The organism is Candidatus Saccharibacteria bacterium, from assembly GCA_016700315.1.
In the GTDB taxonomy this organism is placed as follows: domain Bacteria; phylum Patescibacteriota; class Saccharimonadia; order Saccharimonadales; family SZUA-47.
Genome location: CP065013.1, coordinates 857,307 through 879,917, shown reverse-complemented (window position 1 = coordinate 879,917; position 22,611 = coordinate 857,307). Strand labels below are relative to the sequence as shown.

Sequence of the window (22,611 nt, the reverse complement as noted above, 5' to 3'; positions counted from 1 at the left end):
CGATCGCCCTGCCTTGGTGGCGATAGCTCGGATTACACTTATTAACATATTTATATTAGCAGATTTATAGCACTTATGCAATCTGTTCGTCGGTGTCGATATCTTCGACTTTTTTGACACCCGTTCCAACTGGGATCCTGCGACCCAAGATAACGTTTTCTTTCAACCCATAAAGATGATCGACTTTACCACTTGTAGCAGCACCAATTAGTACACGTGTAGTGTCCTGGAAACTTGCGGCGCTAAGGAATGAATCTGTAGAAAGCGATGCCTTCGTGATTCCAAGCAGCAACTGAGAGTATTGCACTAGCCCCTTGCCTTCGGCACTCAAACGCTCGTTTTCGCCTAAGACAGCTTGCTTGCTAACTACGTCTCCGGTTACGAACTCGCTATCACCAGCGTCCTCGATAATGACACGGCTAAACATCTGTCGAACAATCACTTCTAGGTGCTTGTCGGAAATATTCTGACCTTGAGCGGCAAAAATACGAAGGATCTCGTTCATGATGTAGCGCTGGGTCTCTTCGATTCCAGCTAGTCTCATTAGGTCATGAAGATTGATCGAACCGTTAGTTAGACGTTGTCCAGCCTTGACTTTGTCGCCATCTTTTACCATCACCTGTTTGAAACCAGGGATTTCATAGCGAACAATACTCTGCTTAGTCGGTACAAGATAGCTGCCCTTTTTGTTGTACTCTAGGTGTCCAGCAATCGGAGCGACCAATGGGTTTGCGCCCTCATCGTCTGTAGCTAGTACGTCGCCAGCTGCGACACTACTGCCTGATTTGAGCTTCCAAGTCCGGCCGTTTAGCAGTAGTTCTACTTTTGCGCCTTCGTCGGCCGTGATTTGGGCGATATATTTCTCACCTTCTTCCCAAACATTAACAACTCCGTCGATATCTGCCAAAAAGGCTTGTCCTTTAGGCGCACGAACTTCAAACAACTCTTCTACTCGAGGTAGACCTTGGGTGATGTCGTCGGCAGCGGCCGAACCACCACCGTGGTAAGAACGAAGCGTTAGCTGCGTACCTGGTTCACCAATACTTTGGGCAGCGATTACGCCAATAGGATGAAACTCAGTTACTAATTGGCCCGTGGCTAGGTCAAGGCCATAACTACGCTGAGGAATCCCTCTGATAGATGGAGCTGTTAGAGCGCTCATAATACGCACGACTGTTACGTTTTCGTCTTTTTCAATGGCGGCTGCAATTTCTGGTGTAATGATCTGGGCTTTTTTGACATGTCCAGTCACAGCGGCTGCAGCATAACGTCCAACCAAACGCGAAGCGTAATCAACGTTTATATCGATGGCATCTTGACGATACATCGGAAAGCCTGGGTCATCTAGTTCTTCGTTAGTCGTGAAGACGTCTTGTGCGACGTCGACCAATCGGCGAGTTAAGTAGCCAGAGTCAGCCGTCTTTAGTGCAGTGTCAATCATAGTTTTTCGAGCACCACGAGTAGCCGTAAAGTACTCTAGTGGTGTGAGCCCTTGCTTATAGTTGCTCTTAATTGGCAGCTCGATCGCCTTACCAAGAGTGTCCATCGTTACGCCGAGCATACCGACAGCAGTCTTAACCTGACCGATGTTACCTCGAGCACCAGATACAACGGCAATCGACATTGAGTTGTCCTCACTGGCGAATTGCTCAGTAAGCATTGCTTGGACTTCACTATCTGTATCGAGCCAGTTATCGACTGTCAAACGGTAGCGTTCTTCGTTGGTGATGAATCCATCTTCGTATTGCTTGCTAATTTCGGCAGCTTTTTTGTCACCACCAGCAAGTGCCTTGTCTAGACCAACAATTTCACTGAAATCGTCCATGCCCATTGAAAGGCCAGATCCTGTTGCATATTCAAAGCCAATATCCTTAAGGTCGTCGGCGATTTCGGCCGTCTTCTCCTGTCCATAGGCTTGGTAAACTGCCGCCATGACGCGGCCAAGCATCTTCTTGGTCATGGGCTCATTAACAAATGGGAAGTCACTAGGGAACACCTCGTTAAAGAGGATTCTGCCTAATGTTGTGTCGTGTACTTCACCGCGGAATTCAACTCTGATTGGATCCTGTAGGCTTAACTCTGCATAATCACGAGCCATAATAGCTTCGTCAAGCGAGCTAAAGCTTCGTCGCTGCTTTTTCTCGACTCCAGGACGGTCGTAGGTCAGGTAGTAGCAACCAAGCACGATATCTTGTTCAAGGTGAAGGATCGGAGATCCGTCTGCTGGCTTGAGCAGGTTGTGGTTACTGGCCATGATCTCTTTAGCTTCTGCCTGGGCTGCATCGCTAAGTGGAAGATGCACCGCCATCTGGTCGCCGTCGAAGTCAGCATTGAAGCCTTTACAGACCAATGGGTGTAGCTGGATAGCTTTGCCTTCGATCAAAACTGGCTGGAAAGCCTGAATACTCAAGCGGTGAAGACTTGGGGCTCGGTTTAATAGCACATATTTGCCACGAATTACGTAGTCAAGTGCATCCCAAACCTCGGCATCACCAAGTTCGATTAGTCGAGTTGCGCTGCGGATATTGTGAGCGTGATCGTTCTCGATAAGATAGCCGATTACGAATGGCTTAAACAGCTCAAGTGCCATCATCTTCGGCAAGCCACACTGGTCAATCTTAAGCTCAGGTCCGGCCACTATTACCGATCGGCCAGAATAGTCAACACGCTTACCAAGTAGGTTCTGACGGAAGCGTCCTTGTTTGCCTTTTAGCATGTCAGACAAAGACTTAAGTCGTCGTCTCTGTCCGGTAGCGGCTACAGCACGTCCGGATCGAGTTGAGTTATTGTCGATCAAAGCATCTACTGCTTCTTGAAGCATACGCATTTCGTTGCGCCTAATTACCTCTGGCGCGTTAAGCTCGATCAGTTTCTTCAAGCGGTTATTGCGGTTTATCACTCGACGGTACAGGTCGTTAAGATCACTAGTAGCGAAACGTCCACCGGTTAATTGCACCATTGGTCGAAGATCTGGAGGGATCACCGGAAGAACAGTCAGACACATACTTTGAGGCTTAATACCTGCTCGCTCCATACCTTCGAGCATACGCAGTCGTTTCATCAACTTCTTCTTGCGCTGGCCTTTGGCCTCCTCGGTTTCTGCACGTAGATCTTCTATAAGCTTATCCAGATCAATCTGGTCAAGCAGTCGTTTAATTGCTGAACCACCCATATCCACATGAACTAGCTCTTGCAGCTCATCTGGCATATTGCGGAAATCTGTTTCGTTGATGAGGTTAAACTGGCGAAGTGAGTCAAGCTGAGCTTTGAGCTCTTCAAATTCCTTAGCAATTTCTTCAAGTTCTTTGGTCTGCATTTGTGCCAAAGCCTTAACATTTGCGCCTTCTTCTTTAGCTTCAGCTTCGTAGCGAGCTTTGACAGCTTCTTGGGCATTTGAGTAGGCCGTTTCACGGTCAAGCAGCATTTGCTCAAGCTTAGCTTCATCAACATCTATAACGACATAGGAAGCAAAGTATGCAATACGTTCAAGATTCTTAACGGTCATGCCCAGTAGCAGGCCAACCGCGCTAGGAGTGCCTCGCAAAAACCAAATGTGCGCAACAGGACTAGCAAGTTGAATATGGCCCATGCGTTCACGACGTACAATCGACTTGGTCACAACTTCGCCGTTCTTGTCGACAGCAGCTTCGCGACTCCTTACGCCTTTATACTTAGCATCATGCGGGTTAATATCCTTGACTGGTCCGAAAATTCTTTCACAAAACAAACCATCTCGCTCAGGTTTTTGAGTTCGGTAATTTATAGTTTCAGGTTTTAGGACCTCGCCATGACTCCATCTTGAAATATCATCTGCGCTAGCTACGCTAAGACGCACGGCATCAAAATCACTGATATTGACTCCGGTTCCGTATTTTCTCATATTAGACCTCCGTCCCTTCGTCATCTTTATCGACTGAATAATCATGCTCCTCGGCAGCGATATCGTTAGCAATTACTTCTTCTATTTGTTCACCATCTGAATCTACTACAGCAAATTCTTCGCTGATGGCAGCATCCTCGCTGACATCGATATCTGAGATTTCATCTTTTGGCACTTCGACTGCAGGCATGTGTTCTGCTTCGTCTTTGATAGTGCTAGCAAGCACTGTCTCAGCGTCAAGGGACTGCTCGGTAGACTTCTCGATTAAATCGACCTTCAAGCCTAGGCCTTGAAGTTCTTTGACAAGCACGTTGAAGCTTTCTGGAACCTTAGGACCAACAATCTCGGTTCCTTTAATTATTGATTCGTAGGCTTTTGAGCGTCCATATACATCATCAGACTTAATCGTTAGCATTTCTTGAAGCGTATTTGATGCGCCGTAAGCTTCAAGCGCCCAAACTTCCATTTCTCCGAACCTTTGACCACCATTTTGGGCCTTACCACCAAGTGGCTGTTGAGTCACCATAGTGTATGGACCCGTTGATCGTGCGTGTATTTTGTCGGTAATCATGTGGTTGAGCTTGATCATATACATGCTGCCGACTGTGGTGTGCTCTTGGAACGGTTGACCAGTACGGCCATCATAAAGCTGCTGTTTACCGCTTTCTGGCAGCCCTGCTTCTTTGAGTAGCTCTTTGACTTTTTTGTTCGTTACACCATTAAAAGACGGACTGGCAACATTGATACCTAGAGCCCTTGCCGCCATACCAAGGTGAGACTCAAACAACTGCCCAACGTTCATACGACTCGGCACACCTAGAGGGTTCAAAACGATATCAACTGGAGTACCATCTTCCATAAATGGCATATCTTCGACAGGCAGAACACGGGCAATAACGCCCTTGTTTCCGTGGCGGCCACCAAGCTTGTCGCCAACACTGATCTTGCGCATTTGGGCAACGAAAACTTGGATCTGCATAATGACACCTGCTTTGAGCTCGTGTCCTGTCGCGCGACTGAAGATTTTAACACCGACAACTTTACCATGTTTACCGTTACTCATTCGTTGAGAAGTATCTCGGACTTCTTTGGCTTTCTCGCCGAAAATAGCTCGCAATAGCCTCTCTTCGCTAGAAAGTTCCTGCTCACCTTTTGGTGTAATCTTACCAACCAAAATGTCTCCCGGATGAACCTCGGCTCCAATTCGGACAATTCCGTCTTCATCTAGATGTCGTAGCGCTTCTTCTGAAACATTTGGAATATCACTTGTAACAATTTCAGGGCCTAATTTGGTCTCACGAACTTCTGTCATGTAATCGACAATGTGAACACTAGTAAGCTCATCATTCTCTACGAGTTTACGTGAGATAACGATAGCGTCTTCGAAGTTATAGCCATTCCACGGCATGAAGGCAACCAGTAAGTTCTTGCCAAGGGCGAGCTCACCGCCGGATACGCTCATGCCCTCAATCATTATGTCGCCTTTTTTAACTTTGTCGCCAACACGCACAACAATTTTTTGATTTATTGAAGTACCCTCGTTACTACGAACAAAATGCAAAGGACGATAAGTTTTTTTAACTTTCGCATAAGATACGACTAATTCGTTGGCTTCTGCGTGAACAACTTCACCGTCATCTTCGGCAAGAACCACTTGACCAGAGTTGCGCGCAACTACTCCTTCTAGACCCGTACCAACAATTGGCGCTTCGGGATTTACTAGCGGTACGGCCTGACGTTGTTGGTTACTACCCATCAATGAACGATATACGTAATTCTTTTCAACAAATGGAATCAAGCCAGCGCTAGAACCAATGATCTGCCGATTAGCTGCATCCATGTGAGTCACATCGGCAGCATCTACAGTCCCGGCAACTAGTCTGTTACGGGCGCTAACACGCTTATTAACAAATTTGCCACTAGCATCTAAAGGCTCGCCACCAGCTGCGATAACGGCTTTTTCTTCTTCAGATGCATCTAGGTATATTACTTCATTTGTTACCTTGCCTTTAACAACTTTTCGGTATGGCGTCTCCATGAAACCATAGTCGTTAATCTTGGTATACATAGCCATATTGAGAACTAGTCCAATGTTGGCACCTTCAGGGGTTTCTACAGGACAAATTCGGCCATAGTGCGTTGCATGAGCATCACGGACTTCAAAACCTGCTCGCTCACGGCTCAATCCGCCAGGGCCCATCGAGCTTAGGCGACGTTTGTGAGCAAGCTCACTCAGTGGATTAATTTGATCCATGAACTGGCTCAACTGGCTGCTGGCAAAAAACTCTCGCACGGCTGCTACTACTGGCCGAGCATTAATAAGTTGAGCTGGAGTAACTGTCTCGATTTCGCTCATACTCATGCGATCTTTGGCATTTCTTTCCATTCGCAGCAGACCAATACGGAACTGCCTTTGAACTAATTCTCCAACCAATTTAACTCGTCGATTGGCGAGGCTGTCGATGTCATCAGCTGGTTCTTGAGTGTTGTTTAATCTAATAACTTCAGAAACTACCGCAACTAGGTCTTCGAGTCGCATGACACGGTTCTCGGCGGTATTGGCAATATCCATACCGAGGCGCTTATTCATTTTGTAACGACCTACACGACTAAAGTCGAAACGTTTGTAATTAAAGAACATGTTTTCTATCAAGCTTTTGGCGTTATCAACTGTTGCTAAGTCACCTGGTCGGATTCTTCGATACACTTCAATCAATGATTCGTTAAAACCCTTGGCTGGGTCTTTGTCATGGGTAGCTTGAATATAGCTTAACTTACCGTTATCAACTTTTTTGAAGGCGTCACGCATCTGCGCATCGCTCATGCCAAGAGCACGCATCAAAGTTGTGACTGCAATCTTTCGTTTGCGGTCAATCTTGACATAGATTGCTCCATTATTGGCAGTTTCAAACTCAAGCCATGCCCCACGGCCAGGTATAACTTTGGCTCCATAAAGTGTGCCATTGTTTCCGGCTTCAGCTGTAAAGAATACACCGGGTGAGCGAATAAGCTGACTAACCACAACTCGCTCAGCACCATTGATAACAAAGGTGCCACGGTCAGTCATCCACGGGTAGTCGCCTAGGTAAATCTCTTGGTCTTTTACTTCGCCAGTAACTTTATTAGTTAGTTCTAGTGTTGCTTTAAGGGGTGCTTCGAAGCTCACGTTGTTTTCACGTGCTTCGTTCTCAGTCATTTTTGGCTCTTCGAAGTGATACTGTTTGAACCTAACGCTTAGTTTCTGACCGGTGTAATCATCGATTGGGCTAATCTCGCCAAAAAGCTCTCCCAGACCTTCGTCGACAAACCATTGAAAAGATCGTTTTTGATGATCAACAAGATTTGGTAGATCTAGCTCGTCTTGCTTTGTGTAATAAATTCGTTGTTTGTTTTTTGCTTTTAGAGTCACTTTTGCCATAAGCGAACACATACCCCTTCCCACAACTAGTGGTGTAATTATTACTATGTTTTGTTGGTCGAAGATTCCCTACGCATACTAGATGCTTTTTGCAATTCACCTCTGTTTTACAGGCAAACTTGAGTGCGCGCGTACACTACTTCTTATATGATAGAGTACAGATTAAAGAGTCATGAGTCAAGGAAAACAACAAATATACTAAGATATCAAAAGCCAAAGCCTAGGCTATAACCACTGCGGGGCGGAATGCAACGTAACGGTAGTCGATCTGGCGATCGCGCATGCCACGGCCCGTCTGCGACTCGTACACGTACGCAACCGGAGCGCTGCGGCGGTCCGCCCTTTTCGCTTCACCGGTAAGCCATACCCATTCGTTGATTTCAGGGTTGACAGCAGCTAAGGCTGCAGCATCCTCAAGTGTAATGCCAGAGAGGTTTAGTCGTTTTGTCTCTGCAACGCTACTATCCCAATTGCGTTTTGGATCATAATCTTTGTTTGGGTTGTTGCCCAAGTCGATACCTTTAGTTGCTGTGTGCATCACTTTAAATACGTCGGCTATAACGTTGTCGTTTTCATCTACAATTTTAGATATTATAAGATCAAACTCATCTTCAGGTCGCTTAAACTCGCCAGCAAGCCTTGTGATTTCCTGCTTTGCTTTAGCCCTTTGCTCTGTAGTAAGTAGTTTCCAGATGTCAATTTTCTCTGGTGCTGGCTGTTCAGTGCCCAGTGCGTCTTGAGTTTCTACTTCTTCTAGTGGATTCAGAAAAGTAACTCCGGTTTCTTGCGACAGTGCAAGCGCGTAATCAGCTGCTTTACTAAATCGAGTATGCAGTTCATCTCTTTTAGCTTGGAGCGGGCCTATGGCATCGCCAGTTAATCCGGGTGTAGCTAGATGTGTGTCTAATACTCTTAGCTCACGTAGCATCTCTAGGCCAGTTCTGTTGATTGTGGTATTATGAGGCTTATTCATAAGCAACATAATATTACAAATCAACCTTTTTGTCAACAAAATCGTAAGCAAACCTCTTATGGTAACGCTTCGGCTTGTGGGCCTTAACCAGCGACTGATAGCTTGCACTGTTCTTTGTGGACAGTCTGGCGTCTAAGAGCTATCATGCATAAGCTTGTCCTTAGTCCCTAGACGGTACGTGGTACGGGGTAGCTTGCCCTAGTCCTGGACCTAGCCTTGGCTCTGACTCTTGCTCTTGGTCTTGAACGGTAGTATCCGCGGTAGGGGACTTTTGCTGACCTAGCTCCTAGTCCCTAGACCCTGGTCCCTAGTCGGTACGGGGTAATACTTGCTAACTACCAACTACTAACTACCAACTACTAGTCCATAGCCCTAATCACTCTAACCTCTAACCTTTATCGGCTATCCCGTATTTCACGGCTTCGTCGGCTGTCATCCAGCGATCACGTTCCATATCATCATGAATTTTGGACTGCTTTTGTCCGGTGTTTTTAACCATTATCTCTTCTAGAAGTTTTTTGACTCTTAGACTTTCTTTTAGATCAATCTCTTGGTCTGTAACTTTCCCACGAGTGCCGCTACTTGGCTGGTGAATCATAACAGTTGCGTTAGGTAAGATCATGCGCTTACCTTTAGTGCCACTACTGAGTAGAAATGCGGCTGCACTGGCCTGCATACCAATTCCTACTGTCTGGATGTCACATTTAACAAAATTCATCGTGTCGTAGATTGCTAAAGCGTCGTAAACGCTGCCGCCTGGACTGTTGATATAAAAGATGATGTCTTTGTCTGGATCTTGATTCTCCAAGAATAGAATCTGTGCAACCACCAAATTGGCAGTGTGCTCGCTAACCGCATCCCCTAAGAATATTATGCGGTCTTTTAAAAGCCTACTATAAATATCATAAGCCCGCTCATACTGACCTTCTTTTTCTATTACTGTTGGGATTAAAACAGATTGATGTTTGTTCATAATAACCAAGTATATCGTACCTAATTAGCACTCGTCAAGTCCGAGTGCTAATTGTGTGCTTTTCGTGAGGTTTTTTCCTCAAAAACCACAGGACCACCTAGGTCAACGAACCGTTTCCCAAGGGCTCTTAGCACTTTTCTCAGAGGAGTTTTTTGTCTTAAACTTTCAGCTCCGTAGACTGATGTAGCTATTGCGGCGTATGATTCGTGCCAACTTAATTCGGGCTAGTATTCCATTAGTTAATTTTTTTTGTTAGGAACGCTATGGTTTTTTCACTTAGAATTCTAGCGGCTATGTCCTGCTGATTCTCACGCTTATCAAGTTGTTTCACCATTTCAGCATCACTATACTGCTTCTTAAGCGCCATTATCCTTTTATCAAGCTCACTCTCACTTACTGTAAGTTTTTCGGCTTCAGCAATTGCACTTAACACTAGCCCTGCTTTTATTCTTTCGGCGGCGGCTGGTTTGATCACTTCTTCAAGATATTCATCTTCAGTTTTGCTCAAATTTTTAACAAACTCCGGCCAAGTTTGCCCCTGAGCTGCCAAGTCACGCTTAAATTGACCAAGCATTTCCTCAGCCTGCTTATCTATAATGATTTGCGGTAGCTCAACGCTCGATTTTTCAGAAATCTCCTTGATCACAGCGGCCTCGTAATCACGCCTACTGGCTTCATCTTTCTCAAACTGTAGCTGTGTTTCTATGTCGGCTTTTAGTTGCTCAATCGACTTAAAAGGCCCCATTTTTTTGGCAAATTCATCATTGAAATCTGGTTTAATAACTTCTTCAACCTTGTTTAGACTGACCTCAAAAGTTACTTTTTTGTTCTGTAGGTCAGCTTGCCCATAATTTTTTGGAAAAGTAACTGTAAAATTAGTTTTATCGCCTGCTTTAAAACCGCTAAGGTTCTCCTCAAAACCAGGAATAAACGTTTTACTACCCAATATAAGTGGATAATCTTTGCCGTCAGCTCGTTCGATAGGGTTGCCTTTACTGTCTTTGCCAACAAAATCTATCCAAACACGGTCGCCCTGCTTGCTTTTTCGTTCCACCAACTTATATTCGCTAGCTCTAATAGCTAAGTTATCCAAAACAGTTTGAATTTCTTTGTCTGAAACTTTTGCTTCTAACAACTTTGCTTTGTGTTTTTTGTAGTCCCCGAGTTTTAGTGGCCCGACAGTCGGTACCTCGAAGTCTAATTCGAGCTGCGTGAAGGGCACAAAAGCCTTTATTGAAACTTTTGGTTGATCGACAGGCCGAAGCTTTTCCTTTTTTACAGCAGCTTGATAAAGCAAATTTATTGCCTCGTCCAAAAACACTGATTGTAGTCGATTGCTGTCGATATTCTTCTCGACAACTTCACTAGGCACATGTCCAGCTCTAAAGCCAGGAACCTTTATTTCACTGCTTAAGCTCTTTAGTACCTTGTTTTTTATGGAGTTGAGCTCTTCGCTACTAGCTGTAATTTCAAGCATGGCTAAAGTAGGATTTTGATATGTGGTATTTAATTGCATTAGGCTATTTTAACAGATAAGAGGAAAAAGGAGCAAGCCTAATTCCTAGTCCCTAGACCCTTGTCCCTTGTCCCTAGTCGGTACGCAGTAGTATCCGCTAGATTTTAGCTCCTAGTCCCTAGTCCCGAGACAGTACACGGTACAGGGTACGAGGTACGGGGTAATACTTACTAACTACCAATTACTAGTCCCTAGCCCTAATCACTCTAACCTATAACCTCTAACCCAATCATGGCTCTTCTATAAGCTATCAACTTGCTCCCTGCAATTCCTCATTCACCACTTCTGGCCTATAATATCTAAGAATGAACACAGTTATTGACGCGTTATACTTCTTCCTTCCTGCAGGATTAGCCAACATGGCACCGGTTTTTGCCACTCTAGTACCAGGCTTAAAGAACATTAACGCACCCCTAGACTTTGGCCGCAGCTATCGAGGCAGGCGTATATTTGGAAGCAACAAAACTTTGCGCGGAATTGTAAGTGGCGGACTTTTAGGAAGTCTTACGGCGTTAGCTCAATTCTACGCCTCCAAACCAGAACTTCTAAGCGCTCAGAGCCTAGGCAGATGCCTATTGTGTGGTGGAGCAATGGGATTAGCTGCATTACTGGCTGATGCCATTAAAAGCTTTTTCAAAAGACAGATTGGCGTCGCGCCAGGCAAGCCTTGGATACCCTTCGATCAAACCGATTATATATTAGGGGGTCTGCTCGTTTCGATACAGTTCGTACACTTAAGCGCCTTGCAAGTTGGTTCTATTTTGGTGATCTATACTGGGGGACATTTACTAGCTAACTTCGTCGGCCATCGCCTCGGTTTAAGAAAATCTCCTATCTAAACCGAGCTAACGTCGGTTGCGCTGATCTTTGATAATACTGACTACTCGCTGGGGACTGTGTTTCTCTTCTTTGCCGGAAATAATATCTTTAATAGTTAGCTGATCTTCGGCTAGTTCATTCTCGCCCAAAAATGCGACGAAGCGAATTGATTTTTTCTCGGCAGACCTAATACACTTGTCTAGTTTGCGACCACTCGCATCGACGGCCACATTCAAACCCATTTCACGTAGTTCATGTATCAGCTTTTGAGCTTTTTCGTAATAGCCTTCGAATACTACTGCATACAACTCGGTCTCGCTGTTCAGTTTTGGCAGCAGATCATGGCTCTCCAAGAAAAGCTGCATTCCTACATCACCCTGACCAAAGCCAACTGTTGGCACTGGGTCGACGCCAAACATACCAACTAGCCCGTCATAACGGCCACCACCGAACATCGCACGATTATTGTCGGGATGAAGATCGAAAACCTCAAAAACTACCCCTGTGTAGTAATCGAAGCCTCTCATTAGGGTAATGTCAAAACGGGCGTTAGACACACCAGCTTTTGCCAGCATCGAAAGTACTGTAGCAATTTGGCGCAACGATCGATGAGTCTTCAACTCTTCTGGTAATAGCTCAATGTCCTTTACTTTCAGTATCGACTGCAACTTGTCGAGCACTCCACTCTCTCTGTGTGACGGGGCAAGGCTTGCCTCAGCTAAGACCTCAAACTCGCCATCTGGAAGTTTATACATTTTATCAATAAGCTTAGCGATTGAGTGTGCCTCAGTATCGCTAAGTCCTAGATGATCTTTAAGCAAAAAATCGACAAACTGACGGTTGTTCAGGCGAATCTCATACATATTTCTCTTAGCTCCAAATTCACGCATAATCTGGTCAGCGAGCAAGATTATCTCGTGTTCTGCCTGCGCTCCCTCAACGCCGAATATGTCGACATTTAGCTGCCAGTGTTGCCTAAGTCTACCTCTTTGTGGTCTATCGTATCTCCATAAATCTGGGATCGAATACCAACGAAGCGGGTACGCTAGCTCTTGCCGTCGACCAGCCACCATACGACTAACGCTAGGTGTCATTTCTGGCCTTAGCGCAAGTCGACGATCACCTTTATCTACTAAAGTGTACATCTCTTCGTTCACAATCTCTTGGCCACTTTTAGCCTCAAATATTTCAGCAGATTCTAAAACCGGTGCAGTATATTCCTCATAACCAAAGCGCTCACAAATCTGACGCCAAACATCAAAAATATGTTTCTGAAGCCTCATGTCTTCGGGATAGAAATCCCTAGTACCTTTATACGGTTGTGTTGATAGACTCATAATTCCTCCTTATGTTAACAAATTTACTGCAAAATATTAACTTTCTAAGCAGCAGATAAAAATCAGCGACTTATTTATCACCTTATTTTTCGCAATCGTATAGACTCTTGAATATAGTCTAAACATACTTCTGCCGGCACTAACAGCCTCTCAGGACCTTGTATATTTAAGTCTACCGTTCTTGGGCCAAAAGTATTGTATCTTTTTGATTCTAACCTAGCACGCCTGTCGAACAGCAGCCTTGCTTGATTAACGTAAAGCCCTTCAACAACTCCTAAATCGCCTTCAATAGCACAACGCCACTCACCGACGTCTTTATAAATTTCAAAATCATTCATATATATCCTTTCTTAACTATATTTTTTTTAAGACTAAAAAACGCCGGAGATACCCGGCGTCGTTTGTGCAAAAAAATATTTAAACTACCGGGTGGACTCCGGCGATATATGTGTCAATTTTGTAATCTCAAATATCATAACAATACTTTAACAGTGTATGGAGGATCGTGCAAGCCTAGTTCTTAACAACGTTAATGTTTACGGCGTTCAGAGTAAATGCGGCCTGCCGCAAAATATCGGCGCCTGACCGTCTAAAGTTCTTGCGGAATACTCTCGCAAGTTCGGGGTTCTTTAAAAAAGATTTAACTAATTCATCGGCTGGCAATGAACAGAAGTCTGGAACTTCAACTGTAAAGCCCCTACCGTTTAGCGTTTGGCAAGCGTAAGCTAATTCATTGTCCTCTGACCGTTGCGACAAAACATCAACAAATGTAATATCACCTACCTGAGGGCCAAAAACTTGAATTCTCCTTTGTGCCACTGTCATACCTTCGGCGAGGTTTACGTAAGCAGAACCGCTCCCAACTATTTCGTATGGCCCACACCTACTCGCAAAATCAGCAATTGGTATAAAATTCCATAAACTCATAAAGTTACTTTAACATATTTTTATGCTTGCGAATACTTTGTTACACTTACTCTAGCTCATCGGGCTGCAGACTGCGCCAAACCGTCATAAGAATAACGTAAATATTCCATACCACCAGCACTACCCGCCCAAAGGAGTTGTGATGTTCTCGGAAACTGGCCATACATGCCATAGCCAACATCGCCGCAGTGGTCAAAGGTATTGTGACTACACGAAACTGCTTTGAACTTAGCGCATGAAAAAACTTAACCTTGGGCGTTAGCGTCAACACAACAAGCACGCTTGAGGCCATAAGGTTAAATGATTGGCTAGTGCCAAGCATCCAGAATGCAGTAACTACTAGGTTCCATGCTGTCGGGAAACCCCTAAACCACATATCTTTGGTTTCGATGTCCTTGCGGGCAAACCAGATGACAGAAACGTACAAAATCGCACCGATTATCCAGTTTTCAACTTGAGCTGGAAAAATATCAAACCTAGCTGCGAATGCCATTGGCACTACAACGCACGTAAGATAATCAATAACCAAATCTAAGATGTTACCGTCAACGACCGGGACATACTTTTGCACCTGATACTTACGAGCCAAAGGGCCGTCTAAACCATCTACAACCTGGGCAAGCAGCAGCCAGAGCAACGCGTGCCCCGGCTTATGATGATAAATACTTACAACAGCGGCCATGGCAAGTAGCACCCCACTCGTTGTAAACAAATGAACACCCCAAGCAATCGCTTTATTTCTGGTCGTTACTGTGTTTTTTCTTTCAAAGCTAAGTTTCATAACTCACCTTAAAGTCTATCATGACTTCTACTGGTCCACCATACCACCTGTTAGTCGACATAAAAGCCACGATCGTGGCTTTTATGTCGACACCTTTCTTATAAGAAAATTAGTTGTCTAGGATTTAGTCGCTATCAAACTTCATGTTTGCTGGTATAATTTTTAAGTCGTGAGTATAAAAAATATAAAAAATCTATTTTCAAATGAAACAAGACAAAAAACCGAAAAGTACTGGCTAGTTATTTGCATAGTTTATGCAGCACTGCGCACTATCCTAGTAAATTATATATTTGGCAAGCATGGGGTTAACCCCTGGGGTTATTTTGCCTGCGACCTAGTTTCATCAATCTTTTTCGCCAAGTTTTCGTTTGGCCTAATCACAGCGTGGGTCGACAACGACAAGTCAAAATTCCGCCTTTATCTCATCTTAACAGCTACCAGTTTTTTTGCCCCCGATTTGTATATTTTTATAAACGGTCAGTCCGTACCACATACGACTTATATATTATTTTTCATGTATCTCATTGGTGCGACAGTCATTACATTACTTTCTTTGATGAGTGATTATAGGAAAAAACGAACTAATCAATAGGGAACTGAAGTCCAGTAGCCCTTTCATAAGTTTCGGCTTTCGCAATATTATCAAAGTATTCCTGCCTTCTTAATTCTCGCAATCCGTCAGCCCCTAGTCTCCTCAATAATGCAACACTTGGGTGAATCCCAGTACCCCTTTCGTAGCGCGTAGGTCGTTTTATTTTCAAAAGTGGCACATCTACAGGGAAAGATAAAGTATCTATTACAGTACCAGTTTCTAAGTAAAGCTCGTACGAACTCTTTATTTGTGTCTTTTGTGTATCAACCATTGACACAAGTATAGTCTATTGGCATGCAAAAAAAAAGCTCCAGGCTCGTTTGAAGTAGGACACTAACCAAGAAAGGTTGGTGTCAGTGAAGAGATCAAAAGATAATGATCAGATGGGAAAGCACTATGATCATTTAAGCTATGAGGATCGAGTCAAGATTGAACATTGGCACAAAAGCGGAAAGAGTATCCGCTTCATAGCACGTGAGCTGGGGCGAAGCCCCAATACCATCAGCTATGAACTAAATAACCTTCGAGTGTCTGGTGAATACGTTGCCAAGAAAGCTAAGGTGAAAGCATACCAAAAACGTAGGCTGGCTCGAACTTGGAGTAACAAAGTTGCCAGAGACAAAGACCTGCGAACCTATGTTGACGATAAACTGGATCTCGGCTGGTCACCCAAAGTCATTGCTGGTCGCGCTCAAGCCGATCTCAACATTGCTGTGTCGAAGGATGCGGTCTACCGCTATGTACGTCTGTACGCCCTTCACCACAAGCTGTACTTCAAAGGTAAGCCAAAGAGACGGAAGACAATGTATCGTCGCTCGCTGATTGGTGACCGGAAATGGATCGAGGAACGTATCCTGCGTGATGAGATCGGTCACTACGAGCTCGACTTCATTGTCAGCAGGCACAGTAGAGCTGTGTTGTTGGTTGCTGTAGATACGCTGAGCAAAAAGACACTCATCGAGCTTCTACCCAACAGAACGAAGAAAGAGGTGTCAAAGGCTCTGAGAGTGATGTTTGACGGTTGCACCGTTAAAACCATCCTGACCGACAATGACATTGCTTTCAAGCAGTGGCAGGAGTTTGAGAAACTATTGCATGCCCCAATCTACTTCTGTCACCCATACCACTCGTGGGAGAAAGGGCTTGTTGAGAACGCCAACAAGTGGATACGGCACTTTATACCGAAGAAGACAGACCTACAATTCGTTACTAAAGAAAAAATACACGAGTGCCTCGTGTATTTAAATGATCGTCCAAGAGAAGTGCTTCAGTTCAGAACCGCCAATGAAGTATACTGGGAGGAATTAACTTGAAGTGTCCTACTTCAGTGCCGACTGTACGAATATGTCTATAAAAAAATAATGACACGGTTCTTACCCTTTGACAAGCGGATCCCATATTTCTACAGTTTAAGGACTAACTCTCAACAAAAAGTCCTCCATAGTTTGGCAAAAAGCCAAACGACAGAGGATGGTGCGCGAGAAAGGACTTGAACCTTCACGTCTTGCGACACTAGCTCCTAAGGCTAGCGTGTCTACCAATTCCACCACTCGCGCATGAGATACGGGAATAAGATACATTCTACCCTACACGTCGGTAAAAATCCAGCCTTGCGTCGCCATAAAGCTTAGTAGACAGTAGGTGGTAGGTAGTAGGTGATAGTTCGAAGTTAGTGTCAGACGGCAAAGAAAGCACTACAATACCTGATATCTTTACGGAGTTGGCAATTTTTTCCAACAACTCTGGGCGCACATCATCATAGGGTGGGTCAAGAATAACAACATCAAAAGTGGCATCGAGATTTGTATCTAGCCAAGAACTAATATTGGCCTGGGATAACTTAATAACAGATGACAATTTGAGCTCATCAATATTTTTACGTATACACCTTACAGCTTCTTTGTCTTGGTCGACAGCTTGTACGAACTTAGCACCTCGGCTCACTGCCTCGGCGCTAACTGCTCCGCTACCTGCAAAGGCATCCAGTAAGCTCAAGCCCTCAATATCACCAAGCGCGTTAAAAATTGCCCCTCGAATCTTTTCACTCATTGGGTGAGTACGATGGCCGTGCGGCTCGTGTAAAATCCTGCCCTTCAGATAACCAGCAATAACTCTCATGTCATTAGTATTATGTATCAAGTATTTTGTATCAAGTATCATGAATCAGGTATGGGGTATTTTTATACATGATACCTGATACAAAATACTAAATACAAAATTTTACTTCTTAGTTCTCAGAAGCCCAGCGTCTCTCATGGCCGAATACCATGCCAATGTAACTGTTTTGATAATGGTCGGCGCAAGCTCGTTACGCACTTCTCGCGCCAACTTGAGCGTCCAGCCGCGAGAACAAAATCTATCGTACATGTCTAGCATCGCAATTTGTCTAGCACTTCTGGCGAACCATTCTTCTATTCCGATTTCATTAACTTTTTTCATATTTGCTTCTGTAGGAATAGCTTTTTTGAATTTTAAGGGCGATATCATGACAGCAATCCCTATCTCAAATAATCCGTGCATACTCATCAATCCGTCCGGGCCCCACATCTTCCAGTTGTTTTTTAGTGAATCCAGCACTGTTTCACCCGGCATCAACAACTTATCTTTGATACTGGTTCTGGTGTCGATGCTCTCCCCTCGAATTTCGATCAATTTTTCTTCGTATGGGAAGTGATGTGCCGGAGTGAGCCCGTCGACTATAGCGTGAGCTAGCCAGGCTGCGTCATAGGCTGCGCGGGTTGGCGTGCCCTTACGGAGATTAGCCACTAGTTCGTCATAATGCATCCTAAAATACTCAAGTAGGCGTGTGTCTTCGTTGTCGAAGGGGTTAAAATAATGCCACTGCTCATCTTGTGCAGGACTTTTGCGTTTTATGCCGTCTGGGCCATTTTTACCCTCAAAATGCAAAATATCACGAATAGTTGGAAAGCCTTTGGCACCGTTTGTATTTTTTTCCAAATGCGAAAACGCTGTACGGTCAATCTTTTGATGCGCTCCCAGTACAGCTCCCGAAAAATTAGTTAAAGTTGTCCCCGAATACATATTTACTGTCTTTTGCAGTTAGTTTTAGAGATTTCTCTCGAGTGAGTTTTCTGTAATACCTTATGTAGCAAGCATATAATACAGCACGATCGTTAGTACTTACTAGTTTAGTTTTACGATTTTCCTTAGCTCATTAGTTGAATTACCTAGCTGCGGCCACTCTGAGATTTTTTCTCTTGCAATAAAGTCGACAGCAGCTTGGCGTGCCAGGATAATAAGCTTAGTGTCGGTAAGCTGGGCTATCCGGAGGTCTAACGCGCCATGTTGGAGTGTGCCATAAATTGCGCCAGGGCCTCGTGACTTTAGATCAAATTCAGCAAGCTTAAAACCATCGTAGACTGTAGTCATTGTCTGAAGACGGCTTGGAGTCTGCTCGCTATCGCTAGGAACTAGTATGCAGAACGATTGATGCTCGGCTCGGCCAACACGCCCACGCAACTGATGAAGCTGCGCCAACCCGAACTTGTCGGCACCCATGACTACCATTAGACTGGCGTTAGGAACATCGACTCCAACCTCGATAACGGTAGTAGCTACCAATACATCGACCGTTCCCGAGACAACAGCTGCCATTATTGATTCTTTTTCTGCTTGTTTTTGTTTACCATGAACTAGACCGACCTTGGTGTGTGTTAATTTTTGCCGCAAATATTCATGCATGTTTTCGGCAGCCAGTAGATCATTTTTATTTTTTTCATTCGAAATTAGTGGACAAACCACAAAAACCTGCCTGCCGAGCTCTAGTTCTCGTTCAATAGTTCGAAGTACCTCATTCAATACTGCCGGTGAGACAATAGAAGTTAGAACATTTTTTCGCCCCAAAGGTTTCTCGTCTAGGACGGAAACATCGAGTTCTCCATAGAGTGTTAGAGCCAAACTTCTAGGAATAGGGGTGGCAGTCAGATAGATAGCATGTGGCGTTAGCTGGGCTTTGTTTTGAAGTTTTTTACGCTGCTGCACACCAAAACGATGCTGCTCGTCTACTATAACAAGCTGCAGTTTCGGAATCTCCACGGCATCCTCGATGAGTGCGTGCGTACCGACAATTAGGCTAACTTTTCCATTTTTTATAGCCTCTTGCGCTAGTTTCTTGGCTTTGGGGCTTAAAGAACCGACCAGCAGACTTACCCTGTCATCAAGCCCAACTGAGCTCAAAATCTTGCGTAACGTTTCGGCGTGTTGACGGGCCAAAATTTCAGTTGGGGCCATGAACGCTACTTGACCGCCAGATTCCATCACCATTACCGCCACCATCGCCGCTACAACTGTTTTGCCCGCTCCAACATCACCTTCAATTAACCGATTGGACGGCTCTGATTTTTCAATATCCTTATATACTTGCCAGGTAACTTTACGCTGAGCATTGGTTAATTTGTAGGGAAGTTGTGAAACAAATTTTTTTGCTAATTCCAGCCTGAATGGTACTGGTTTGGCTTTAACCTCCAACAGCTGCCGGCGAGACAACTGGCTTGCTAGCACTAACCTAAACAACTCTTCGAACTTAAGCCGTCTTATAGCCAGCTCAAGTGCTGATTGTGAAACTGGAAAGTGAATATCAGCCATGGCTGTAGAAAACTTTACAAAATTGTACTTTTCGATAAGCCAGCCTGGCAGCGTTTCGGCTACTTCAGTAGCCGCTAGCGCTGATTTAACGAACTTTCTTATCTGCTTGGAGCTTAAACCGGCGGACTCTCGGTAAATCGGCACAATTCGCCCGGTGTGCAGTGGCTCGTCGTCGGCTGGCTCGATCATCGGACTAACAATGTTGACCCTTCCTCTTTGAAACTTTAGCTCTCCGCTTATGAACCATTCGTTAGAAGATTCTAGCTGCTTGACTCGGTAGGGCTGCTTGAACCAGATAACCTTTAAACTGCCTGTACTGTCACTAGCGATTGCCTCTGTAACGTGCATGCCTTTTCGGGCGTAACGAGCTTTTATAGAACTAAAGCGCACTCTGGCTGTTATGTGTCCGAGCTGCGCACTTTTCAGCGCTGTAAACCTACTTTCATCACGATAATCACGCGGCAGATACCATAGTAGATCTCTAACAGTAGACAATCCGGCTTTTTTGAGGCTTTCGGCTGTTTTTTGGCCAATACCAGTAAGATTAGCTAACTCCTGATCCATAACTACAATACTACTTTAAAAAAGTCGACTTTCGAAATATATAGGCCGATTACTTTGAGCGCTTACGAAGTAGGTAAACCGTGCTTGGTCCAAAATAGCTTTTGGCGAGTGGCTGTTGTAGTGATTTTTCAAGCCCCAACAAAACTTTTTTCGGAAGAAACTTTTTTAATACCGGAGAGCGCAGATTGCTGACACTCAAGACTTTTTCGAGCTTAAATCCTGCATGAGCAAGCAGTTTTTTAACCGTTTTTGGGTTATAGTTGACGAATGGGATATTGCTGGTCTTGTCGGTTCTGATGTCTACTGGTTCGACGGGTAACTTCTTGAATTTTGCAGCGTATTTAAGGCGATTTTTGAAGTTTGAGTAGTTGGCAAACTCAATCAGGAAGTAGCCACCGTCTTTTGTGACTCGTGCGATTTCAGCGAAGAATTCTGCAGGATCTGGAATGTGGTGAATTACACGAATAACCATTGCTAAATCAATCTCGCCGTCGTCAAATGGCAGCACTTGGCCTTTTGTTAAAACCATGTCTACTTTTGGTTTGTTTTTGAGAAAATCTTTGGCTATGTTTAGCTGCTGCTTGGACGGCTCACACAAAAACACTTTGTCGGCATAGTTCCGCAGCACTACGCTCATACGGCCATAGCCGCCGCCTACATCTATAGCCTTGTTAAATTTCTTCCCCTTTAGTAAACGATGTAGTGCGATTTCCTCGGCTGCCTGTTCGTAGTCACGACCGTCCCAGTATCTTAAATAGTTGTGAGACGGGTCATTGTATTGATCGGCACCTTTAACAGAGGTTTTTTTGTTCATGGCTTCCTTTAGTTTAGCTTTACTAAAATTGTGTTGTTTTTACCACGTCGGAGAACCGCATAGCCGTGAATGTTATCTGAGCCGTCAAGCGTTTGCTTCTCGCTAGAAAACTGTTCGCCGTTAATATAAACGGCATTAGAGGCCAAAAATCTTCGTGCTTCGCTCTTGCTGGCCGCCAAATCACCTTCGATCAAGATATCACTCAGTGTTTTGTCGTACCCCGATTCGACAACCGGTAACTCACCTGCTAACACTTCCATATCCTCCGAGCTAAGCTCTGAATAGTTTTGGCCGCCAAAGAGAGTTTCGCTTATCCTCTGCATAGAGTCAGCCGTTTTTTCACCATGCAATATTTTTGAAACTTGATAAGCAAGATGCTTCTGTGCCAAACGATTGCCCTTTGACTGATTATGAGATTCCATTATTTCGTCTATTGATTCTTTGTCTAGCTCTGTGTAGACCTTGAGATAGCCCTCCACACCGTCGTCATCTAGGTTTATCCAGAACTGGTAAAACTTAAACGGACTAGTCTTGGTTGGATCTAACCACACTGCCCCTTCTTCACTCTTACCAAACTTTTTACCTGTAGCTCTGTTTATGACTAGAGGTAGTGTTATTGTATGGACCTCAACGCCACGAGCTTTACGTATTAGATCAACACCAGAGAGGCAGTTGCCCCACTGATCTGAACCACCAAGCTGCAGTGTTACTCCATACTTGTCGTATAAATGAAGAAAGTCCATTCCTTGCAGAAGTGTATAGCTAAACTCAGTGTAGCTAATACCAGCTCCGCCTTCACCGATACGCTGCGCAATGTAGTCTCGTTGTATCAGCGGCGTCATCGAGTAATGCTTACCGATATCGCGCAGGAAACTCAGAACAGTCATATCCCTAGTCCAGTCAAGATTATTAACCATCTCAAACTCCAGGCCATCAAAAATTTTGCTTAACTGAATCTGTGCCTGAGCGACGTTGTGAGCAATTGTTTTTTCATCCTGAAGAACTCTCTCTTTGTCTTTGCCGCCGGGGTCGCCAATCAAACTAGTCGCACCGCCCGCCAAAATCACCGCCTTACAACCGTGCCGCATGAGAACTTTGTCGAACATCATCGCCGCAAGATTGCCGACAGTCTGTGAATCAGCACTGGCATCAAAGCCGTGATAAAAAGCTGGCTTCGTCTTGTCGATTGCTTTTAGGTCTTGGTACGTTGTTTGCTGGACGAATCCTCGCCACAGTAGCTCCTCTGATAATGTCATGCTTACATCTTACAACGTTAAGCGATTGGGGTAAAGGGATTGGGGGATTAGCGTAAAGGGTTCAGGGTTTAGTGGTTAAGGTTTAGTAGCAAGTAGTTAGTAGTAAGCATCAAGCATGATATTCTAAATCCTAAACTTTAAACGATGATAGTATCA

The 22,611-nt window shown here is 44.6% G+C and carries 18 protein-coding genes and 1 tRNA gene; 3 read left to right on the top strand and 16 right to left on the bottom strand.

Annotation, left to right across the window (positions count from 1 at the left end):
- Positions 1-73: 73 nt before the first annotated feature.
- The 5 genes from rpoC to tig form a co-directional block, all read right to left on the bottom strand.
- The gene (gene rpoC / locus IPO96_04535) at positions 74-3,880 is read right to left on the bottom strand and encodes a DNA-directed RNA polymerase subunit beta' (protein QQS64805.1); all 3,807 of its coding nucleotides are present in this window, start codon (positions 3,878-3,880) and stop codon (positions 74-76) included.
- A gap of 1 nt (position 3,881) precedes the next feature.
- Positions 3,882-7,298: a DNA-directed RNA polymerase subunit beta gene (locus IPO96_04530; protein QQS64804.1), complete on the bottom strand. Its 3,417-nt coding sequence runs from the start codon at positions 7,296-7,298 to the stop codon at positions 3,882-3,884.
- A 220-nt stretch (positions 7,299-7,518) separates the two neighbouring features.
- On the bottom strand, positions 7,519-8,271 hold the full coding sequence (locus IPO96_04525; protein ID QQS64803.1) for a hypothetical protein: 753 nt from the start codon (positions 8,269-8,271) through the stop codon (positions 7,519-7,521).
- A gap of 388 nt (positions 8,272-8,659) precedes the next feature.
- The gene (locus IPO96_04520) at positions 8,660-9,244 is read right to left on the bottom strand and encodes an ATP-dependent Clp protease proteolytic subunit (protein ID QQS64802.1); all 585 of its coding nucleotides are present in this window, start codon (positions 9,242-9,244) and stop codon (positions 8,660-8,662) included.
- 235 nt (positions 9,245-9,479) lie between these two features.
- Positions 9,480-10,760 (bottom strand): trigger factor, encoded by a 1,281-nt coding sequence (tig, locus tag IPO96_04515; protein ID QQS64801.1) that lies wholly within the window; start codon positions 10,758-10,760, stop codon positions 9,480-9,482.
- A gap of 305 nt (positions 10,761-11,065) precedes the next feature.
- Here tig and IPO96_04510 point away from each other — a divergent pair, with 305 nt between their 5' ends.
- Positions 11,066-11,599, top strand: coding sequence for a CDP-archaeol synthase (locus IPO96_04510; protein QQS64800.1), 534 nt, complete (start codon positions 11,066-11,068; stop codon positions 11,597-11,599).
- A gap of 6 nt (positions 11,600-11,605) precedes the next feature.
- Here IPO96_04510 and IPO96_04505 read toward each other — a convergent pair whose 3' ends face one another.
- From IPO96_04505 to IPO96_04490, 4 genes are all read right to left on the bottom strand, one after another.
- On the bottom strand, positions 11,606-12,916 hold the full coding sequence (locus IPO96_04505) for a histidine--tRNA ligase (protein QQS64799.1): 1,311 nt from the start codon (positions 12,914-12,916) through the stop codon (positions 11,606-11,608).
- Positions 12,917-12,993: 77 nt separating this feature from the next.
- Positions 12,994-13,254, bottom strand: a complete 261-nt coding sequence (locus IPO96_04500) for a hypothetical protein (GenBank protein QQS64798.1) — start codon at positions 13,252-13,254, stop codon at positions 12,994-12,996.
- Between the two features lie 175 nt (positions 13,255-13,429).
- The gene (locus IPO96_04495) at positions 13,430-13,843 is read right to left on the bottom strand and encodes a hypothetical protein (GenBank protein ID QQS64797.1); all 414 of its coding nucleotides are present in this window, start codon (positions 13,841-13,843) and stop codon (positions 13,430-13,432) included.
- Positions 13,844-13,889: 46 nt separating this feature from the next.
- Positions 13,890-14,624, bottom strand: a complete 735-nt coding sequence (locus tag IPO96_04490; GenBank protein QQS64796.1) for a CDP-alcohol phosphatidyltransferase family protein — start codon at positions 14,622-14,624, stop codon at positions 13,890-13,892.
- 169 nt (positions 14,625-14,793) lie between these two features.
- Between IPO96_04490 and IPO96_04485 the strand changes: the two genes are divergently transcribed.
- The gene (locus tag IPO96_04485) at positions 14,794-15,216 is read left to right on the top strand and encodes a hypothetical protein (GenBank protein ID QQS64795.1); all 423 of its coding nucleotides are present in this window, start codon (positions 14,794-14,796) and stop codon (positions 15,214-15,216) included.
- On the opposite strand, the gene IPO96_04480 is transcribed toward IPO96_04485, so the two are convergent.
- Positions 15,206-15,487, bottom strand: a complete 282-nt coding sequence (locus IPO96_04480; GenBank protein ID QQS64794.1) for a hypothetical protein — start codon at positions 15,485-15,487, stop codon at positions 15,206-15,208. The two genes, IPO96_04485 and IPO96_04480, sit on opposite strands and share 11 nt — an antisense overlap.
- An 85-nt stretch (positions 15,488-15,572) precedes the next feature.
- On the opposite strand from IPO96_04480, the gene IPO96_04475 reads away from it, so the two are divergent.
- A complete protein-coding gene (locus tag IPO96_04475; GenBank protein ID QQS64793.1) occupies positions 15,573-16,529 on the top strand; it encodes an IS30 family transposase in 957 nt (318 codons plus the stop codon).
- Between the two features lie 158 nt (positions 16,530-16,687).
- Here the strand turns inward: IPO96_04475 and IPO96_04470 are convergent.
- The 6 genes from IPO96_04470 to IPO96_04445 form a co-directional block, all read right to left on the bottom strand.
- Positions 16,688-16,772: transfer RNA gene (locus IPO96_04470), tRNA-Leu, on the bottom strand.
- Positions 16,773-16,797: 25 nt separating this feature from the next.
- Positions 16,798-17,376: an RsmD family RNA methyltransferase gene (locus IPO96_04465; GenBank protein ID QQS64792.1), complete on the bottom strand. Its 579-nt coding sequence runs from the start codon at positions 17,374-17,376 to the stop codon at positions 16,798-16,800.
- A gap of 60 nt (positions 17,377-17,436) precedes the next feature.
- Positions 17,437-18,174 (bottom strand): hypothetical protein, encoded by a 738-nt coding sequence (locus IPO96_04460; protein ID QQS64791.1) that lies wholly within the window; start codon positions 18,172-18,174, stop codon positions 17,437-17,439.
- A 186-nt stretch (positions 18,175-18,360) separates the two neighbouring features.
- On the bottom strand, positions 18,361-20,385 hold the full coding sequence (gene recG, locus IPO96_04455) for an ATP-dependent DNA helicase RecG (protein ID QQS64790.1): 2,025 nt from the start codon (positions 20,383-20,385) through the stop codon (positions 18,361-18,363).
- A gap of 49 nt (positions 20,386-20,434) precedes the next feature.
- The gene (locus IPO96_04450; protein ID QQS64789.1) at positions 20,435-21,199 is read right to left on the bottom strand and encodes a class I SAM-dependent methyltransferase; all 765 of its coding nucleotides are present in this window, start codon (positions 21,197-21,199) and stop codon (positions 20,435-20,437) included.
- A gap of 8 nt (positions 21,200-21,207) precedes the next feature.
- Entirely contained in the window at positions 21,208-22,455 is a 1,248-nt protein-coding gene (locus tag IPO96_04445) for a tyrosine--tRNA ligase (protein ID QQS64788.1), read from the bottom strand.
- Positions 22,456-22,611: the final 156 nt, after the last annotated feature.

Coding starts and splice junctions, on each gene's coding strand:
- rpoC (QQS64805.1), bottom strand. CDS start 3,880: ATGAGAAAATACGGAACCGGAGTCAATATCAGTGATTTTGATGCCGTG.
- IPO96_04530 (QQS64804.1), bottom strand. CDS start 7,298: ATGGCAAAAGTGACTCTAAAAGCAAAAAACAAACAACGAATTTATTAC.
- IPO96_04525 (QQS64803.1), bottom strand. CDS start 8,271: ATGAATAAGCCTCATAATACCACAATCAACAGAACTGGCCTAGAGATG.
- IPO96_04520 (QQS64802.1), bottom strand. CDS start 9,244: ATGAACAAACATCAATCTGTTTTAATCCCAACAGTAATAGAAAAAGAA.
- tig (QQS64801.1), bottom strand. CDS start 10,760: ATGCAATTAAATACCACATATCAAAATCCTACTTTAGCCATGCTTGAA.
- IPO96_04510 (QQS64800.1), top strand. CDS start 11,066: ATGAACACAGTTATTGACGCGTTATACTTCTTCCTTCCTGCAGGATTA.
- IPO96_04505 (QQS64799.1), bottom strand. CDS start 12,916: ATGAGTCTATCAACACAACCGTATAAAGGTACTAGGGATTTCTATCCC.
- IPO96_04500 (QQS64798.1), bottom strand. CDS start 13,254: ATGAATGATTTTGAAATTTATAAAGACGTCGGTGAGTGGCGTTGTGCT.
- IPO96_04495 (QQS64797.1), bottom strand. CDS start 13,843: ATGAGTTTATGGAATTTTATACCAATTGCTGATTTTGCGAGTAGGTGT.
- IPO96_04490 (QQS64796.1), bottom strand. CDS start 14,624: ATGAAACTTAGCTTTGAAAGAAAAAACACAGTAACGACCAGAAATAAA.
- IPO96_04480 (QQS64794.1), bottom strand. CDS start 15,487: ATGGTTGATACACAAAAGACACAAATAAAGAGTTCGTACGAGCTTTAC.
- IPO96_04465 (QQS64792.1), bottom strand. CDS start 17,376: ATGATACTTGATACAAAATACTTGATACATAATACTAATGACATGAGA.
- recG (QQS64790.1), bottom strand. CDS start 20,385: ATGGATCAGGAGTTAGCTAATCTTACTGGTATTGGCCAAAAAACAGCC.
- IPO96_04450 (QQS64789.1), bottom strand. CDS start 21,199: ATGAACAAAAAAACCTCTGTTAAAGGTGCCGATCAATACAATGACCCG.
- IPO96_04445 (QQS64788.1), bottom strand. CDS start 22,455: ATGACATTATCAGAGGAGCTACTGTGGCGAGGATTCGTCCAGCAAACA.